The organism is Gemmatimonadaceae bacterium (assembly GCA_037721215.1).
GTDB lineage: Bacteria > Gemmatimonadota > Gemmatimonadetes > Gemmatimonadales > Gemmatimonadaceae > UBA4720.
In genome coordinates this window covers 130,264-144,340 of the sequence record JBBJNV010000006.1, presented here as the reverse complement: position 1 = coordinate 144,340, position 14,077 = coordinate 130,264, and the positions used below count along the sequence as shown (strand labels likewise).

The 14,077-nt window shown below is 59.8% G+C and carries 17 protein-coding genes; 8 read left to right on the top strand and 9 right to left on the bottom strand.

Features of this window, described 5'->3' with window-relative positions; genetic code table 11:
* Window positions 1–197: 197 nt before the first annotated feature.
* The 4 genes from WKF55_04705 to WKF55_04690 form a co-directional block, all read right to left on the bottom strand.
* On the bottom strand, window positions 198–548 hold the full coding sequence (locus tag WKF55_04705; GenBank protein MEJ7758874.1) for a HigA family addiction module antitoxin: 351 nt from the start codon (window positions 546–548) through the stop codon (window positions 198–200).
* An 83-nt stretch (window positions 549–631) separates the two neighbouring features.
* Window positions 632–832, bottom strand: a complete 201-nt coding sequence (locus WKF55_04700; protein MEJ7758873.1) for a type II toxin-antitoxin system RelE/ParE family toxin — start codon at window positions 830–832, stop codon at window positions 632–634.
* Window positions 833–950: 118 nt separating this feature from the next.
* Window positions 951–1,406: a hypothetical protein gene (locus WKF55_04695; protein ID MEJ7758872.1), complete on the bottom strand. Its 456-nt coding sequence runs from the start codon at window positions 1,404–1,406 to the stop codon at window positions 951–953.
* Window positions 1,407–1,464: 58 nt separating this feature from the next.
* A complete protein-coding gene (locus WKF55_04690; GenBank protein ID MEJ7758871.1) occupies window positions 1,465–1,761 on the bottom strand; it encodes a type II toxin-antitoxin system HigB family toxin in 297 nt (98 codons plus the stop codon).
* A gap of 248 nt (window positions 1,762–2,009) precedes the next feature.
* Here WKF55_04690 and WKF55_04685 point away from each other — a divergent pair, with 248 nt between their 5' ends.
* Together WKF55_04685 and WKF55_04680 are read left to right on the top strand one after the other, a co-directional pair.
* Window positions 2,010–2,852, top strand: a complete 843-nt coding sequence (locus WKF55_04685; protein MEJ7758870.1) for a hypothetical protein — start codon at window positions 2,010–2,012, stop codon at window positions 2,850–2,852.
* Window positions 2,849–3,847 carry a hypothetical protein gene (locus WKF55_04680; protein MEJ7758869.1) on the top strand — a complete coding sequence of 333 codons (999 nt, stop codon included), beginning with the start codon at window positions 2,849–2,851 and terminating at the stop codon, window positions 3,845–3,847. Before WKF55_04685 ends, WKF55_04680 begins: the two co-directional genes overlap by 4 nt.
* A gap of 59 nt (window positions 3,848–3,906) precedes the next feature.
* Here WKF55_04680 and WKF55_04675 read toward each other — a convergent pair whose 3' ends face one another.
* Both WKF55_04675 and WKF55_04670 read right to left on the bottom strand, forming a co-directional pair.
* On the bottom strand, window positions 3,907–4,308 hold the full coding sequence (locus tag WKF55_04675) for a type II toxin-antitoxin system VapC family toxin (GenBank protein MEJ7758868.1): 402 nt from the start codon (window positions 4,306–4,308) through the stop codon (window positions 3,907–3,909).
* Window positions 4,305–4,550, bottom strand: a complete 246-nt coding sequence (locus tag WKF55_04670) for an Arc family DNA-binding protein (GenBank protein ID MEJ7758867.1) — start codon at window positions 4,548–4,550, stop codon at window positions 4,305–4,307. The genes WKF55_04675 and WKF55_04670 overlap by 4 nt, the downstream gene beginning before the upstream one ends.
* 181 nt (window positions 4,551–4,731) lie before the next feature.
* On the opposite strand from WKF55_04670, the gene WKF55_04665 reads away from it, so the two are divergent.
* Window positions 4,732–4,962 carry a hypothetical protein gene (locus tag WKF55_04665; GenBank protein MEJ7758866.1) on the top strand — a complete coding sequence of 77 codons (231 nt, stop codon included), beginning with the start codon at window positions 4,732–4,734 and terminating at the stop codon, window positions 4,960–4,962.
* Complete coding sequence (locus WKF55_04660) at window positions 4,949–5,209, top strand: type II toxin-antitoxin system RelE/ParE family toxin (protein MEJ7758865.1); 261 nt, start codon at window positions 4,949–4,951, stop codon at window positions 5,207–5,209. The genes WKF55_04665 and WKF55_04660 overlap by 14 nt, the downstream gene beginning before the upstream one ends.
* A gap of 203 nt (window positions 5,210–5,412) precedes the next feature.
* Here the strand turns inward: WKF55_04660 and WKF55_04655 are convergent, their stop codons facing one another.
* Together WKF55_04655 and WKF55_04650 are read right to left on the bottom strand one after the other, a co-directional pair.
* Window positions 5,413–6,360, bottom strand: a complete 948-nt coding sequence (locus WKF55_04655; protein ID MEJ7758864.1) for a cysteine synthase family protein — start codon at window positions 6,358–6,360, stop codon at window positions 5,413–5,415.
* Window positions 6,361–6,406: 46 nt separating this feature from the next.
* The gene (locus tag WKF55_04650; GenBank protein MEJ7758863.1) at window positions 6,407–6,817 is read right to left on the bottom strand and encodes a hypothetical protein; all 411 of its coding nucleotides are present in this window, start codon (window positions 6,815–6,817) and stop codon (window positions 6,407–6,409) included.
* A 251-nt stretch (window positions 6,818–7,068) separates the two neighbouring features.
* Here WKF55_04650 and WKF55_04645 point away from each other — a divergent pair, with 251 nt between their 5' ends.
* Genes WKF55_04645 through WKF55_04630 form a run of 4 tightly spaced genes read left to right on the top strand, consistent with a single transcriptional unit; the run spans window position 7,069 to window position 11,937 of the window.
* Window positions 7,069–10,251 (top strand): serine/threonine-protein kinase, encoded by a 3,183-nt coding sequence (locus tag WKF55_04645; protein ID MEJ7758862.1) that lies wholly within the window; start codon window positions 7,069–7,071, stop codon window positions 10,249–10,251.
* Entirely contained in the window at window positions 10,160–10,837 is a 678-nt protein-coding gene (gene pnuC, locus WKF55_04640) for a nicotinamide riboside transporter PnuC (GenBank protein MEJ7758861.1), read from the top strand. Before WKF55_04645 ends, pnuC begins: the two co-directional genes overlap by 92 nt.
* Entirely contained in the window at window positions 10,834–11,391 is a 558-nt protein-coding gene (locus tag WKF55_04635) for an ATP-binding protein (GenBank protein MEJ7758860.1), read from the top strand. Before pnuC ends, WKF55_04635 begins: the two co-directional genes overlap by 4 nt.
* The gene (locus tag WKF55_04630; GenBank protein ID MEJ7758859.1) at window positions 11,392–11,937 is read left to right on the top strand and encodes a hypothetical protein; all 546 of its coding nucleotides are present in this window, start codon (window positions 11,392–11,394) and stop codon (window positions 11,935–11,937) included.
* On the opposite strand, the gene WKF55_04625 is transcribed toward WKF55_04630, so the two are convergent.
* On the bottom strand, window positions 11,927–14,071 hold the full coding sequence (locus WKF55_04625; protein ID MEJ7758858.1) for a PBP1A family penicillin-binding protein: 2,145 nt from the start codon (window positions 14,069–14,071) through the stop codon (window positions 11,927–11,929). The genes WKF55_04630 and WKF55_04625 overlap by 11 nt on opposite strands.
* Between the last annotated feature and the right edge of the window lie 6 nt (window positions 14,072–14,077).

Below are 14,077 nucleotides of genomic sequence, written 5' to 3'. Positions count from 1 at the left end.
GCACAAAACCAGCCGACGGCTGTAGTGCCCGCGGCGGTTTTTCCGGCCCGGCCGGACGCCGATGGCCAAACGGCCCGCAGCCGGAAGGATTAGTTATGCCCCACCGATCCGCCACTCTGTCGAGGCAGGCACTCTGGTAGGGATTAGTAGAGGAACAAATCCTTCCGGCTCACGGCCGTTTAGCTGTCGGCACCCGGCTAAGGCGGAACCAAGTGCTTCGGGCCTGCTGGCTCCGAGGCTGTTACCGCCGCATGCCTTCGGATCTTCGCGATCTCCTTCGCTTTCGCAGAGTGAGCTGCGTGATATAGATCCCACCGGAGCTGCAGATTCATCCAGAACTGTGCTTCCATTCCGAGGAAACGCTCGAGACGAAGTGCAGTTTCAGGGGTGATGCCGCGCTTCCCGTTCACGAGTTCATTTACCCGTGCGAAGGTGACGCCGATTCCCTCCGCCAAAGCGCTCTGTGAAATCTTCATGGGCTCGAGGAATTCCTTGAGCAGCATCTCCCCCGGGTGCGTGGGCGCCCTGTGTGTTGGAATGCGAACCATTTTTGTAACTCTCCACTATGTTGAAGCCCGAAAAACCACTGTAAAACCCGATCCTGCTATCTGCCGCAGCGGATTACGACCGCTTAGTGGTAGTCCACAATTTCTACATCTTCCGCATCGGCACCCGTCCAGCGAAAGCAGACCCTGTACTGCTTGTTGATGCGGATGCTGTACTGCCGCTTCCTATCCCCCTTCAGCGCTTCAAGTTGGTTGGACGGCGGGATTCTGAGCGCTTCGAGTACCGATTTCTTCCGGTTTGATGTCTTGATCCTCAATCGTGTCATGGAGAAGCGCGGCGGCGAGAATTCACCGTCTCGCCGCGCAGCAATGCTCGCGATTCCTGAAGGGTTTCCGTGAATGGCCGCGGCGAATTCAGCGCAGTGGCTAGAGGCTTTATGCCGATTAATGCGTGCCGACGAGAGCCCGCTGTTGCTTGCGCGCCTTGGCGGGTTGCGAGATCAGTAGATCAGCGGGAATGCCGAGCTTCTCGCGCAGGTTGACGATCTGCCCCATCGAGAGAGGACGTCGGTGATTGTAGAAATCGGACAGCCGACTACGTCCTCCCATCAGGGTTGCGAGTTCTCCAGGCGAAACATTCTTCTGTTCAGCCATGAACCTGACGACCTCCTGTGGAGTGACGTCGGCGAGCGGGGGGAGATGCTCGGCTTCGTAAGCTGCGATGAGAATGGAGAGGAGCTCCATGCGATCGTACGCCGCAGTTCCGTCCTCAGGATCCTGATCGATGAGCATATCCAGCTCTGCGATTGCCTGACGAAGCGCAGCGCTCGAGCGAATCGGCTTGTCGATGGGGCGCGCTGCCACCTTCCGAGTGGATCGCACAGTTGTTGTCATTGTCATTGTCGGTAATTCCAGTCGTTGAGTTACAGCCCGAAGTCGCTACACCAGCCCAATACTCCTACAGCGTTCCATTCTTCGTTTTCTTGTCGTAGTCCTTGTGCGTGAGAACGTGACGAACGAGCACCCAACCGCGCTTGTATAGAATCTTCGCGACGAGGCGAAACTTGTTGCCCCCAATGTCGAAGACGACTCTCCCGTCTCCAAGGAAATCGATCGACGGGAAATCCGCTTTGAGCTCATGAGGGTTCTTGTACTTTCTTGCCCGCATCATACGTTCCCAAACACGGAGAGGCAAATCAGCAGCGGGGTGACGCCTGGCGAATTCGCGGAGCCGTGTCTGAGTGATTACGTTCATTCTAGGATGTTACCAAAATGGTAACATAATTGACGCAGGTCAAGGGCTGGGAAAAGAAACCACCGATAGCCGCTGACCACTCGCTACGATGTTCAGTTTGCCGCTTCTGTCGTCGCGGTCCCGGGAACCAATGCTGGTTGTAGGTCGTTGAGGCCCGCCCAAAACTCATGCTGGCGAGCACGATTGTCAGACCTCCTTCTTACAATACGGTTGCGAAGCACGCGGGCACCATTCAGCCCATCCCGACCATGACTCAACACCAGCGTATCCTGAACGATCTCGAAATCGAGAACGCCCGCGTCGCGGACCTCCTGTACGACGACTTCAACGCTTACCAGGAGAACTTCGACGCTGCCGGAGAGGACAGCGCGCACGACGACCTGCGCACATCCTTTCTCGGGTGGACAATGACGTTCGCACCGGAGGTGTTTCCACAGGATCTCGCGGTCGAGATTGCACGCTTCGTCAAAAGCGCCGAGGGACGGGGAGACTATCTCCACTATGGCTGGCACAACACGCTGCATCTCCGCGCCGGCCTGTTTGCCCTCACCCGGGACAAGGAGTGGCTGGAGCACGGCCTTGGCAATTCCTCACATCACAACTCATCGCTTCGCAGATACGTCGCGCGAACGCTGGCTCCGGTAATCCATCTCGTGAACTGCCGGGATCTCGAGCCTTTCATGGATGTGAACCTGGAGAAATGGCACTTCTTCAACGTTTATCTGCTGACACTCTACATTGCGGCGATCGGTGACGCAGCCTATAAACGGAAGCGCATCACGTCATGGGCGGAACAGTATCCTGACGGAAATGACTCGAAATTGTTCGCATCCATTCTTTCGGGCGAGCCAATGGAAAACGTGTTCCTTCCACAACTAAGACGCGTAGAGCGATATGTCCTGTTGCGCCTTTGCTCGCGCCCGCACGAAGTTCCGATCCAGAGGGTTGCCGCCTGGGGTGAGCCCGCGTCCGGTTCAGGACTGCGACGGGATCCTGATACACGGATCGATGCCGACGTTATTCTCGACAGAATCGAAACGCATCCTCTCATGGATGGTTTCGTGAACACGCTTCCGACAGGAATATCATGACTCGCCGAACGAAGCTTCCGATCATGATCCTGGAACATCAGGACCCATTCACCAGCGAGTGGATCGAGCAGCAGGCGAAAGGCGCCGAGCGGGTGCTTGCCTGTGATTTCTACATCTCGGGCGCTGAACATGCCGAACCGGTTACGGGTGGATACAGCTTCGGTCGCGTCGTGAATATCGACCACCACGCCCCGACCTCTGCGATGAGACGCAGGATCTCGAGCACCAATCTCGCTCTCGAACGTCTGTCGAAATGTGGCGAAGAGCCAGATGATTCTGTCGTCATCGTCAGCCATACCGATTGCGACAGCGTGCTGAGCAGCGGAATTGTCTCCCGAGAGTTACCGCCCGACCCTCGGCTTGGCGTGGCCGCCATCGCTGCCGACCATACCGGCGAGGCGAATGTCATTGCCGATATGCTTCAGGAGCTCGACAATATACGAAGCGAAAACCTGCGAGTTGATCCGCAGTTCGCGCTTGAAGAAAGGGGCTCCAGCTATCTCCGCTACTCTCATGATCTCGTGCGGCGATACCTCGAACGCGGCGAAGATGCCCTCGACGAAAGGGCACAGAATGCAATCGCACAGCGACAACGGAAGCGGAGTGCTGCGCAGGAAGCAGTTGCACGCGGCGACTTCACCATGTTGAGTGGTATCGCATTCGCGACCCTCACGGAGAAGCTCGACGGTGAGCTCTTCCCCGCGCTTCTCCCGGATGCTCAGGTCATTCTGATGAATACCAGGCGCGACGGTCTCTCGATATGGGATTCCAAAATCTGGCTGGGTCTGGCGGCACCCGAAGGATCGAGCCTGCACGATCTCGACATTCGAAAGTTTGATTCGGCCTTCGGCGGAAGATGGAACGCAGGTTCGAACCGGCGGAACGGAGGTACTTCGCTCGCACCGAAAGACTACGCAGAACTCCTGAGGCTGCGATTGGGCTCTTTCGATGTAAAACCGGCGAGACCTGACCACGTGCCGCTTGATTGCATCTGACAAAGCAGGGGCGGCCGCGTCAACCTGATGGCTGATCCGCCTGGCCTTTTGCAAGAGATTTAGTTCGCGAAAGCTTCCGGAGACACTGCGACACTCGCGAATGCTTTCAGCACCGCTTTGTCAGAAGTCACCAGCCTCACACCCAAAGCATTGGCGAGCGCCACATACTCGCAGTCATAGGTTGAACACCCCGACCGCTGGGCAAGCTCGAGAACCTCGCGCGAATCCACCGGCGCTTCCCGTCCGCCGATGAGCCCGGCCGCCCGCTCCATCGCCGCAGCCGCCTGCTTCAGCGTCAGATCTCCACTCCGAATGTACCGGTTCAGCACGCTCCGGAGCTCGCTCACACACAGCAACGGAACCACCCAAACCGCATCCTCGAGCAGAATCGCTTCCGCCTGTTCAGTCCGTTCGCCCGGAAGAATCAGGTAGGCAATGAGATTTGCATCGGCGACGATCACGCGCGTCCGGAATTCCGTCCTGCTGTCAGAGCCTCATCCCTCAGAAAGACTCGATCGAGACGCAGGCGCGCGCGCCGCAAGGCGGCCACAACCTCTTCCGGCTCCGGCGCGCCGAAGCCGGCCACCGCCCGCTCTACCGCCAGGATCGCTTCGCTGTTAATGCTCCGCCGATTCTCAGCAGCGCGAGCCTTCAGCCGCTCGTAGAGCGGAGCCGGAAGATTCTTGATGGTCAGCGTTGCCATGACTGTTCTCCAGTGGATGCGTAATGGATGCAATATGGATGTTTGGTGCTTGAAAGGTCAAGCGCTGTCAGCGGCATCGGGGAATTCGAATCCTTTTACAGGCTCTTGGTTGCTGCTGGATTGCTTACATGTATTGCGTAGACCGTACACGCTATAACGTCATAACGTTAAATTTCTAAGCATGCCCCTAACAAAACGGTCGACGATCTATCTGGAGGAACCGCTTCACAAGGCCCTTCGGGTGAAAGCTGCGGAAACCGACACGAGCATATCTGATCTGGTCAACACTGCGGTACGCCATTCATTAGCTGAAGACGCAGAAGACCTGAAGAGCTTTCGCGACCGTGCCAAAGAGCCACGAATGTCGTTCGAGGACCTGGTCCGCGACATGAAGCGGCGTGGCACTCTATAACGTCCTCATCACAAAGAGCGCAGCGAAAGAGCTCGCGGCGATTCCCGAAAAAGATCGTCGTCGCATCATCGAGCGCATCCGCGGACTCTCCGGTGAGCCGCGCCCATTCGGAGTCGAGAAGCTGAGCGGCGACGACAAGTATCGCATTCGGCAAGGACACTTTCGGATCCTTTACGAAATTCTTGACCGCGATCTGGTAGTCACAGTTATTCGAATAGGAGATCGGCGTGACGTCTACCGGCGTTGAGGGCCACAGTGTCTGACGATCGATGCTCCTACGACCGAGGCGTGCAATGAGACCATCAGCCGCGACAATGATGCAACGCGTCGACGCGCCGAGCGCTGCTATAGAAAAAGCTGTTGCGAGGGTGCGGCCGAACATGCGTCCGTTCGTTTCGATCCCATCAGGAGTGAGGTGACCGGATTCTACGAACATCCCTGATCGAACAGCTACGCCGGCGCCGCATAGAGATCGGTGCTCATGTATCGGAGTCCTGAATCGATCATGACCGTGACCACCGTCGCATCCGGACCGAGCCGCTTCGCAACCTGAAGCGCCGCAACAACGTTTGCGCCAGACGACGTTCCGGCAAACAGTCCCTCCTCCCGAGCCAGTCGCCGCGTCATTTCCTTCGCGTCGCTCGTCGTGACGGGAATGATCTCGTCGACTTCATCGGGTTTCCATAGCGGGGGAATGAAACCGATGCCGATTCCCTCTATCTTGTGCGCGCCGCTGGGGCCGCCCGACAGCACCGCCGATTCCGCGGGCTCGACCGCCGTCACATGCAGATCTGACCTATGTTGCCGCAATGCTTCCGCGGTACCATGGATGGAGTGCGCCGTGCTCACCGCCTGGACGAATGCGTCCACCCGTCCGTCAGTCTGCGTCCATATCTCTTCACCAAGGGAGTGATATGCAGCCAACGCATCATGATTGTTGAGCTGGTCCGACCACCAGTGACCCGGCCGCTCGCTGATCACGCGTGATGTCTCGATCATTTCCTTGATCAGGCTCTCGGTGATACGAAGGTTATCGCTCTGAACTTCAGTTACGGTTGCGCCCAGGGCGCGCATCATTCTTCGCTTTTCCTCGCTGAAGGCGTCGGATGTCACTATCTCCAGCCTGTAGCGGAGCGCGGCGCATACGAGCGCCAGCGAGATGCCCGTCGTACCGGCAGTGTATTCGACCACGGTTCCATCCGGAGCCAGTCGTCCGCCGGCAGCGGCGGCTTCGATTATCGAAAGTGCCATCCGGTCTTTCATGCTGCCGGTGGGATTCAACCATTCGATCTTCGCAAGAATTCTCGCAGACCCCGGAGGAACCACACGTGACAGCTCCACAATCGGAGTGTTGCCGATGGCGTCGAGTATGGAGCGCGCCGTTGAGGCTCTCATCATGATACGGGCGGCAAAAAGTGGTTATTAGCGGTGATATAATTTGGTCTTAAAACGCAGTGGCTGTCATTCCCCGAGGATGAGAATGACGGGAGCTCCGACTCTCCACCGACGCAAGCCACGCACGCGCGCTGTCTGATTGAGGCCGCAATGCTTCATCAGCGCCCTCCCGCAGAACCAGAAAATGACGAAGCGCACGCGTTGCTCCTCCGCGATCGCCCAGTTTGGCAGCGAGCCTGCCCTCTTCGCGCAGGTAAGTCGTCAACAATGGGTCGGCATCGGACCAGCTGTACCTGCGGCGCCGGAGAACATCTAGAGCTTTTGCGGCATCGCCTCGCTGCTCGTACAGGCGCGCAAGCTCGAGGTGCAGAGGATCCCAGAAGAAATCATTGGGCCCCGCCAGCGAAAGCTGCTTTAGCCTGTCGATTACAGCCGGTGCGCTCGATGGACTGGAATTCATTACGAGAAGGCCCTGGATGAATTCGAGACAAAGCGATTGCTTGCCGATCAACTGGAGCTTCTGCGCGCGAGCGTATATGCGGAACCGAGTGTGGCCTGGAGGCGGTCGCGGAAGTCGGGTGTGTTCACGTTTGATGGAAATCCGACTCTAATGTAGCGCGTATCGGAAGAATCAGAGCCTGCACGTGCTCATGCAGTGGCTATGGGGTTCAGGCAATTACCCAAAGGCTGATTCAGTCCTAACTTGGAACCGTGACGAACCCCCTCCGGGACCAGCTCCAGGCCGCCCTCGCAACAACCTATGAAATCGAGCGCGAGCTCGGTGGGGGCGGAATGTCTCGAGTTTTCGCTGCCACCGAATCGGCGTTCGGCCGGAAGGTGGTCATCAAGGTCCTCCCGCCCGAGATGACGGAAGGGCTGAGCGTTGAGCGCTTCAAGCGTGAGATCGGCCTCGCTGCGCGACTGCAGCACCCGCATATCGTTCCCGTGCATGCGGCCGGCGAGATCAATGGGATCCCATACTTCACGATGCCGTTCGTGGACGGTCACTCCCTGCGCGAGCGCCTCATCAAGGGCAGGCCGCTCCCAATTACGGACACGATCGGAATCATGCGCGACGTCGCGAAGGCGCTCGCCTACGCGCACGACAAGGGAGTAGTTCACCGCGACATCAAGCCCGACAACGTCCTCCTCAGCGGCGGGTCTGCGGTCGTCACTGACTTTGGTGTCGCCAAGGCATTGTCCGCTTCCAAGATTCAAGGCCCCGGCGGTACCCTGACCCAGGTCGGCACATCACTCGGCACACCTGCGTACATGGCGCCCGAGCAGGCCGCAGCCGATCCGGACACGGATCATCGCGCAGACATCTACGCGTTCGGGGTGATGTCATACGAAATGCTCACGGGACGTGCGCCATTTCACGGGCGCACTCCGCAGAAGCTCCTCGCCGCGCACATGGGTGAGCGCCCCGAGCCCATCGAGTCGATTCGAGCCGACGTGCCTCCGCTGCTGGCGGATCTGGTGATGCGCAGCCTCGAGAAAGATCCGGAGCTACGGCCTCAGACGGCCATCGAGCTCGTGAGGGTGCTTGAGACCGTTACCAGCGGCGGCGGGCATCCCGCAATGCCGGCGATTCTCATCGGCGGCCAGCGCCGGATCGCGACTGTTCTCGCGACTTATGCGGCAGCGGTCATCGGAGTTGCTATCGTCACGCGCGCAGCAATCATCTCGCTCGGGCTACCCGACTGGGTATTCCCCGGAGCCCTTGTCGTGATGGCGCTGGGCCTGCCGGTAATATTGTTCACCGCGTTCGTGCATCGCGGCACCCATCGCGCGCTCACCGAGGCAACGGTCACACCACGCGGCTCACCCACGCGGCAGTCGACGATGACACGCATCGCCGTCAAGGCGAGCCCCTGGGTCAGCTGGCGCCGCACCTTCACCGGCGGCGCGTTTGCCCTCGCCGCGTTCGCCGTCCTCGTCACAGTGTTCATGACGATGCGCGCGATGGGCATCGGGCCGGTTGGTTCGCTCCTCGCATCGGGCAGGCTCGCGGAACGCGATCGGCTTCTCGTCACCGATTTCCGCGCAGCCGGCGCGGATTCATCGCTAAGCGCGGTCGTCACCGAAGCCATTCGTGCCGATCTCGGGCAATCTTCGGTCGTTACCGTCGTACCTCCCAGCGCCGTTGCCGACGCGCTCACGCGAATGCAGCGCAACCGGAACTCGCTCGTCGATCTCGCAGTCGCACGTGAGATCGCGGAGCGTGAAGGCATCAAGGGTATCGTGGATGGAAGCGTGACACCGCTCGCCGGAGGATACGTCGTGGCGGTGAGGCTGGTTGATGCCAGAACCGGCGACGCCCTGGCGTCATTCCGCGAGACCATCGACGGCCCAAGCGAGCTGCTCCCAACTCTCGACAAGCTGTCAGGTGACCTGCGCGGGAAGATCGGTGAATCTCTCAAGAAAGTCCGGGCCAATCCTCCGCTCGAGCAGGTGACGACGCCATCCCTCGAAGCGCTGCGCAAGTACGCCGAGGGGATGCGCGCCTTCGACATCGAGGGCGACATGCCGAAGGCCATCGCGGCATTCCGCGAGGCCGTCGCCATCGACACCGCATTCGGAATGGCGTACCGGAAACTCGGCGTCGCTCTCGGAAACTCCGGCATATCGCCAGCGAGCCGTGAGTCGGCCCTCGAGGCTGCTTACAGGCACCGGTCCCGGATGACCGATGTCGAGAGATACCTGACTACTGGCAGCTATTTTTTCTCCGGCCCAGGTGCTGACCGGAAGCGGAGCGTCGAGGCATACGAAGCACTGCTCGAGATCGACTCGATGAACGTTGCCGCGACCAACAACCTCGCGATTCACCTTATCGAGCGGCGCGAATTCGCCCGGGCCGAAGCGCTGCTCCGGAGGCCGCTGACGAGCGGAACCGCCCGAGCGAGCTTGTTCGTCAACATGTTCGACGCCCAGGTAAGACAGCGGAAATTTGCCGCCGCGGATTCAACGGCCGCGATGGCCAGACGTCACTTTCCGGAAAATGCGGGCATTCGCGGGCTGGAAATCATGGGGCTGGTCGCGCGCCGCCAGTTCGATTCGCTGGAACGCCGCGCGCAATGGCTCAGGACCAACGATTCCGATGCCGGGAATCGTGCCATCGCCATCTACATCCTGCGCGACATCGCCTACATTCGCGGCCGCGTGAGCGACGGTTTCCGCTTCAACGAGGAGGGGTTGATGATGGACGAAGCTCGTGGCGATCCGCGGAAGCCTTTCACCTGGCCGCTCGACAGCGCGTCGGTAGCCGTTCGTCACCGCGACCGCCATGCCCATGCGGCGCAGATGCTGGATGCGGCCCTCGCAAGAACCAGCTTCCGGTCTGTCCCGCTCAGGGATCGTCGCTATCTCGATTTCGCGACGGTCTACGCGATGGCGCGTCGTCCCGATCGTGCCCGGGCCGTTCTGGCTGAGTTCAATTCGCCGGCTACCGATACCGCCTATCGCAGGAGGAACGAGCCGATGCATCACGCCGCTCTCGCTGAGATCGCGCTTGCAGAGGGGCGGCCCAGGGATGCGATCACAGAATTCCGGATCGGAGACCGCCGACCTGACGGTCCGCGTGACGCCTGTGTTGGCTGCTCCCGCGAGGCGTTTGCCCGGGCGTTCGATGCGGCGGGCATGCCCGATTCCGCCATCGCCTATTACGAGGGCTACCTTGCTTCGCCGAGTCCGTTCTCCTTTCAGGACGAGTTTTCCATTGCTCACGTCTATCGGCGCCTGGGCGAGCTGTACGATGCCAAAGGCGACGCGAGCAGGGCAACACTCTACTACTCGGCATTCGCTGATCTCTGGAAAAACGCTGATCCGGAGCTCCAGCCAAAAGTCGCGAAGGTGCGGGAGCGGCTCGCGATTTTGCGGCGAGCCGGAGGCTGATCTGCTCGAAGTCTCCGCCGTCTTTTTCGGGATAATCTCAGTATACCTCAGTACCCGCGAGAACATCTGGAGCTGGCCGACGGCAATCGTGAACGTCACGCTTTACTCGCTCGTGTTTTACGGGGCGAAGCTTTATGCAGACATGGGACTTCAGGGCGTGTATCTCGTGCTTTCCTTGTACGGATGGTATGAGTGGAAACACGGAGGAAAGAACCGGACTGAGCTCCATGTGAGCCGCGCCCCGGCGAAGTTTCTGGCTCTGGCTGCCCTCGCCGCGGTCGTGTTCGCCGTCGTCCTCGGGATAATTCTCTCCCGCTTTACAGACGCCGCGCTTCCCTGGCTAGACTCCGCCACGACGGCAACGAGTCTCGTCGCACAATTCATGATGACGCGCAAGATTCTCGAGAACTGGGCGATATGGGCGGCAGTGGATGTCGTTTACGTCGGCATGTTCATCTACAAGGAGCTTTATCTCACCGCGGGGCTTTATGCTGTCTTCTTCGTGCTTGCCATCACGGGATACCGGCGGTGGAAATCCACTCTGCTTACGCGAGTGAGTGACCGGGAAGTCGTCCCGGCGGCGTGATAAAGACCGGGCGCGTTCCCCGCATAGTCGTAACTGGATCCGAGAGCACCGGCAAAACGACGCTCGCCGGAGAAATTGCCAGCCTGTTGAGGACAGTGTGGGTTCCCGAATACTCGCGCATCTATGCCGAGACGAGCGGTAACCTGTTGAGCGTCGCGACAATCGAGACAATTGCACGCGGGCAGATCATGGCCGAAGATGCCGCTGAACAACAGGCCCATGGCGTACTGGTGCTCGATACCGATCTGGTGAGCACCACTGTGTACGCGGAGCATTACTATGGCGCCTGTCCGCGGTGGATAATGGTCGCGGCGCGCGAGCGCATGGGAGATTTATACCTCCTCGCGGACGTCGATCTCCCCTGGGAGGCGGACGGAATTCGCGATCAGCCTGCGGCGCGCGCCCTGGTTCAGCGACGCTTCGTCGATCGGCTGGAAGAAATGGGCGCCCGGGTGGCGTGCGTATCCGGGATCCGAGGCGAACGGCTGGCGAGTGCGGCCGAGGCCATCGCGCTGGCAACAGACCGTATTTACCGCAGACCAACGAGGTGCTAAGTGCATGAACGACCGATCTGGCAGTTTGTAATCGGAATCTTTCTTATTAGTGGCCTTGTTTCGGGGCTGGTGTCGGGCGCATTGGCCTCGGGGATCGACGGCTCCGTCTGGCTCACCGCAATCACAGCGGGTCTGAGCTCTGGCGTGACGATGGCCGTGGCACTGGGCGGCGCTCTCTACGTGTGGGCACGCGCGGCAGGATTCAGGAAAATACCGGCACCCCGGCAATCGGCGGAAATCACCTACGAAGGAGATGTCTCGTCGGCGCGCGATGCCGCCGTGAGAGCGTTGAGTGTGTTGCAGGCGCGATCTATCGTGATTGCCGGCACCGAGCAGATCCGAATTGCAGCATCAACGCGAATGACGTGGAAGTCTTTTGGTGAGAGAATCGAGATCATCGTCGCACGCATTGATGACAGGCGATCTTCTGTGCGTGTCGCGACGCGGCCAGTCCGGTCGCTCACGGTCATCGACTATGGAAAGGGACTCGAAAATGTCCGAAAATTCTCCGAGGCCCTGCTGGGCGGGGCTAATCCTAGAATTTGAAGATCTTACCGAACACTTTCCCGAGCTTTTTCCCGAGATCCTCCGCTTCCTTCTCGAATTCCTTGTCTCTCCGGCCCGGCCAGGAAGTGGAATCCTCCCAGCCCGGCTCATAGGATGGTTCCGGGGAACCATGCTCCATGCATTCCGTGCGGGGACCAGTGCCGCGCTTGAAGTACTCCACCTTCCGGGCCGGGCAGAACTCATTCGCGACCCAGCCGGTCGTCGGATCGATCGTGATGGCCTCACTCAATCCGGAGGGCGGCGACCACGAGCCCGAAGCAACGGGCTCTTTCCATCCCTGCACGTAGAACTCTGCCCACGCCGGAGACGCCAACCGTCCACCGGATGCATCCCGGCTGATCGAATGCGGATCGTCATACCCGAACCAGAACGCGGCGACGAGGTTGGGGGTGTAACCAACGAACCAGACGTCGGTGCCATTGTTGGTGGTGCCGGTTTTCCCGGCAATCATCCCCTTTGCGCCTTTGTCGCGAACCGGACGACCGGTGCCGTTGTCGACAACGGCGCGCAGCATCGACGTGAGCTGGTATGCGTCCTCGGGATCCATGACCCGCTGGGGTTCAACGGTCTCATTGCTCCATAACACGGTTCCGTCACGAGTCTCGATGCGCTTGATGAGCCGCGGGGTAACCTTGTAACCGCCGTTGGCAAATGGTGCATACGCACGGACGAGTTCGATGGGTGTAACATCGAGAGCGCCCAGTGCAATAGCCGGCACCGACGGGATATTGCTCTGGATCCCCATGCGGTGGGCACCGTCGATGATACGCTGCAAGCCGACCTGCTGGCTCACCCGCACCGCTGCGGCGTTCGATGAACGCATGAGGGCCCTGCGAAACGTGATGAGTCCCAGATATTCATCGTTGAAATTCGAGGGAGCCCATACTTTTCGTCCCTGCACCACTTCCACTGGCTCATCCCGCACGTCGGACGCGGGCGTGTAGCCGGCCGAGAGCGCCGCGGCGTAAACGAAAGGCTTGAATGCCGACCCCGGCTGGCGCTTCGCCTGCAGCGCGCGGTTGTAATTGCCGCGCTCATAGCGACGGCCGCCGACCATGGCCCGTATGTCACCGGTGCGCGGGTCGATTGCAATCATGGCGCCCTGAATCGAGTGCGCCTTGCCGTTCCACCATCCACGCGACTCGGTTTGAATCGCCGAGGCGCGCCGGGTAACCGCTCTGTTGGCCGCTATCTGCGCCCTGTTGTCGAGCGTCGTGTAAACTGTGACGTCAGCGACATCCTCCTCACCGCGTTCGAGCATTGAATCGGTGATCGCCCGCACTGCGTCCAGCGCGTAGGAATCAGACCGGGTGTCCGGACGCCATTCATTTTTTGCGATTCGCAGTCTGGTCGCCGCAAGGCCCTTGAACCGGCTGCGAGACACGTAGCCTTCCTGTACCATCAGTGACAATACGAGATTGCGGCGGGCGAGGGCTTTGCGCGGATTGCGGCGCGGCGTATAAGTCGACGGACCTTTCGGGAGCGCGGCGAGCATCGCGCCCTCCGCCAGCGTCACCCGGGTGACGCTCTTTCCGAACAGATCGCGGCTTGCGGCCTCGATTCCGTACACGCCGTTGCCCATGTAGATGGCGTTGAGATACAGCTCGAGAATCTCGCTTTTCTCGAGAGACTTTTCCATCAGCTTCGCAACGCGCATCTCGATGAGCTTCTGCGCCATCGAGCGGTTCTTGTATCTGCGCACGACGAAACTGTTGCGGGCGGCCTGCATCGTGATGGTGCTGAAGCCTTCACGCACTCCCATTGCGCGAATGTTACGGCCGGTTGCACGCACCACACCTTTCCAGTCCAGACCGCCATGCTTGTAAAACCGCCGGTCTTCAGTTGCAATGAATGCCTGCCGGACGTGCGCCGGAACCTGTGAAATGGGAACGTTCACCCGGCGAACGATTGCCAGCCGTCCCATCAGCCTGTTGTTTCGGTCGAAAATCCGGCCGCCTTCATCAGGCCGGTAACGCTGTATCTCGCGAGGGCTGGGACATCGGTCGAACCCGCATGTCGCAAGCCACGCATCCCCGACAATCACGCCGAGAATGCTTATTGCGAGTGCAGCCTTTATTATTCCATCCCGCCGGCTATTAATCTTCCACTGCATGATCAG

What these genes read in the sequence shown, in the direction of transcription:
- WKF55_04695 (MEJ7758872.1), bottom strand. Translation starts at nt 1,406, where the DNA reads ATGACAATGACAACAACTGTGCGATCCACTCGGAAGGTGGCAGCGCGC.
- WKF55_04625 (MEJ7758858.1), bottom strand. Translation starts at nt 14,071, where the DNA reads ATGCAGTGGAAGATTAATAGCCGGCGGGATGGAATAATAAAGGCTGCA.
- WKF55_04680 (MEJ7758869.1), top strand. Translation starts at nt 2,849, where the DNA reads ATGACTCGCCGAACGAAGCTTCCGATCATGATCCTGGAACATCAGGAC.
- WKF55_04655 (MEJ7758864.1), bottom strand. Translation starts at nt 6,360, where the DNA reads ATGATGAGAGCCTCAACGGCGCGCTCCATACTCGACGCCATCGGCAAC.
- WKF55_04670 (MEJ7758867.1), bottom strand. Translation starts at nt 4,550, where the DNA reads ATGGCAACGCTGACCATCAAGAATCTTCCGGCTCCGCTCTACGAGCGG.
- WKF55_04700 (MEJ7758873.1), bottom strand. Translation starts at nt 832, where the DNA reads ATGACACGATTGAGGATCAAGACATCAAACCGGAAGAAATCGGTACTC.
- WKF55_04665 (MEJ7758866.1), top strand. Translation starts at nt 4,732, where the DNA reads ATGCCCCTAACAAAACGGTCGACGATCTATCTGGAGGAACCGCTTCAC.
- WKF55_04685 (MEJ7758870.1), top strand. Translation starts at nt 2,010, where the DNA reads ATGACTCAACACCAGCGTATCCTGAACGATCTCGAAATCGAGAACGCC.
- WKF55_04705 (MEJ7758874.1), bottom strand. Translation starts at nt 548, where the DNA reads ATGGTTCGCATTCCAACACACAGGGCGCCCACGCACCCGGGGGAGATG.
- WKF55_04690 (MEJ7758871.1), bottom strand. Translation starts at nt 1,761, where the DNA reads ATGAACGTAATCACTCAGACACGGCTCCGCGAATTCGCCAGGCGTCAC.
- WKF55_04650 (MEJ7758863.1), bottom strand. Translation starts at nt 6,817, where the DNA reads ATGAATTCCAGTCCATCGAGCGCACCGGCTGTAATCGACAGGCTAAAG.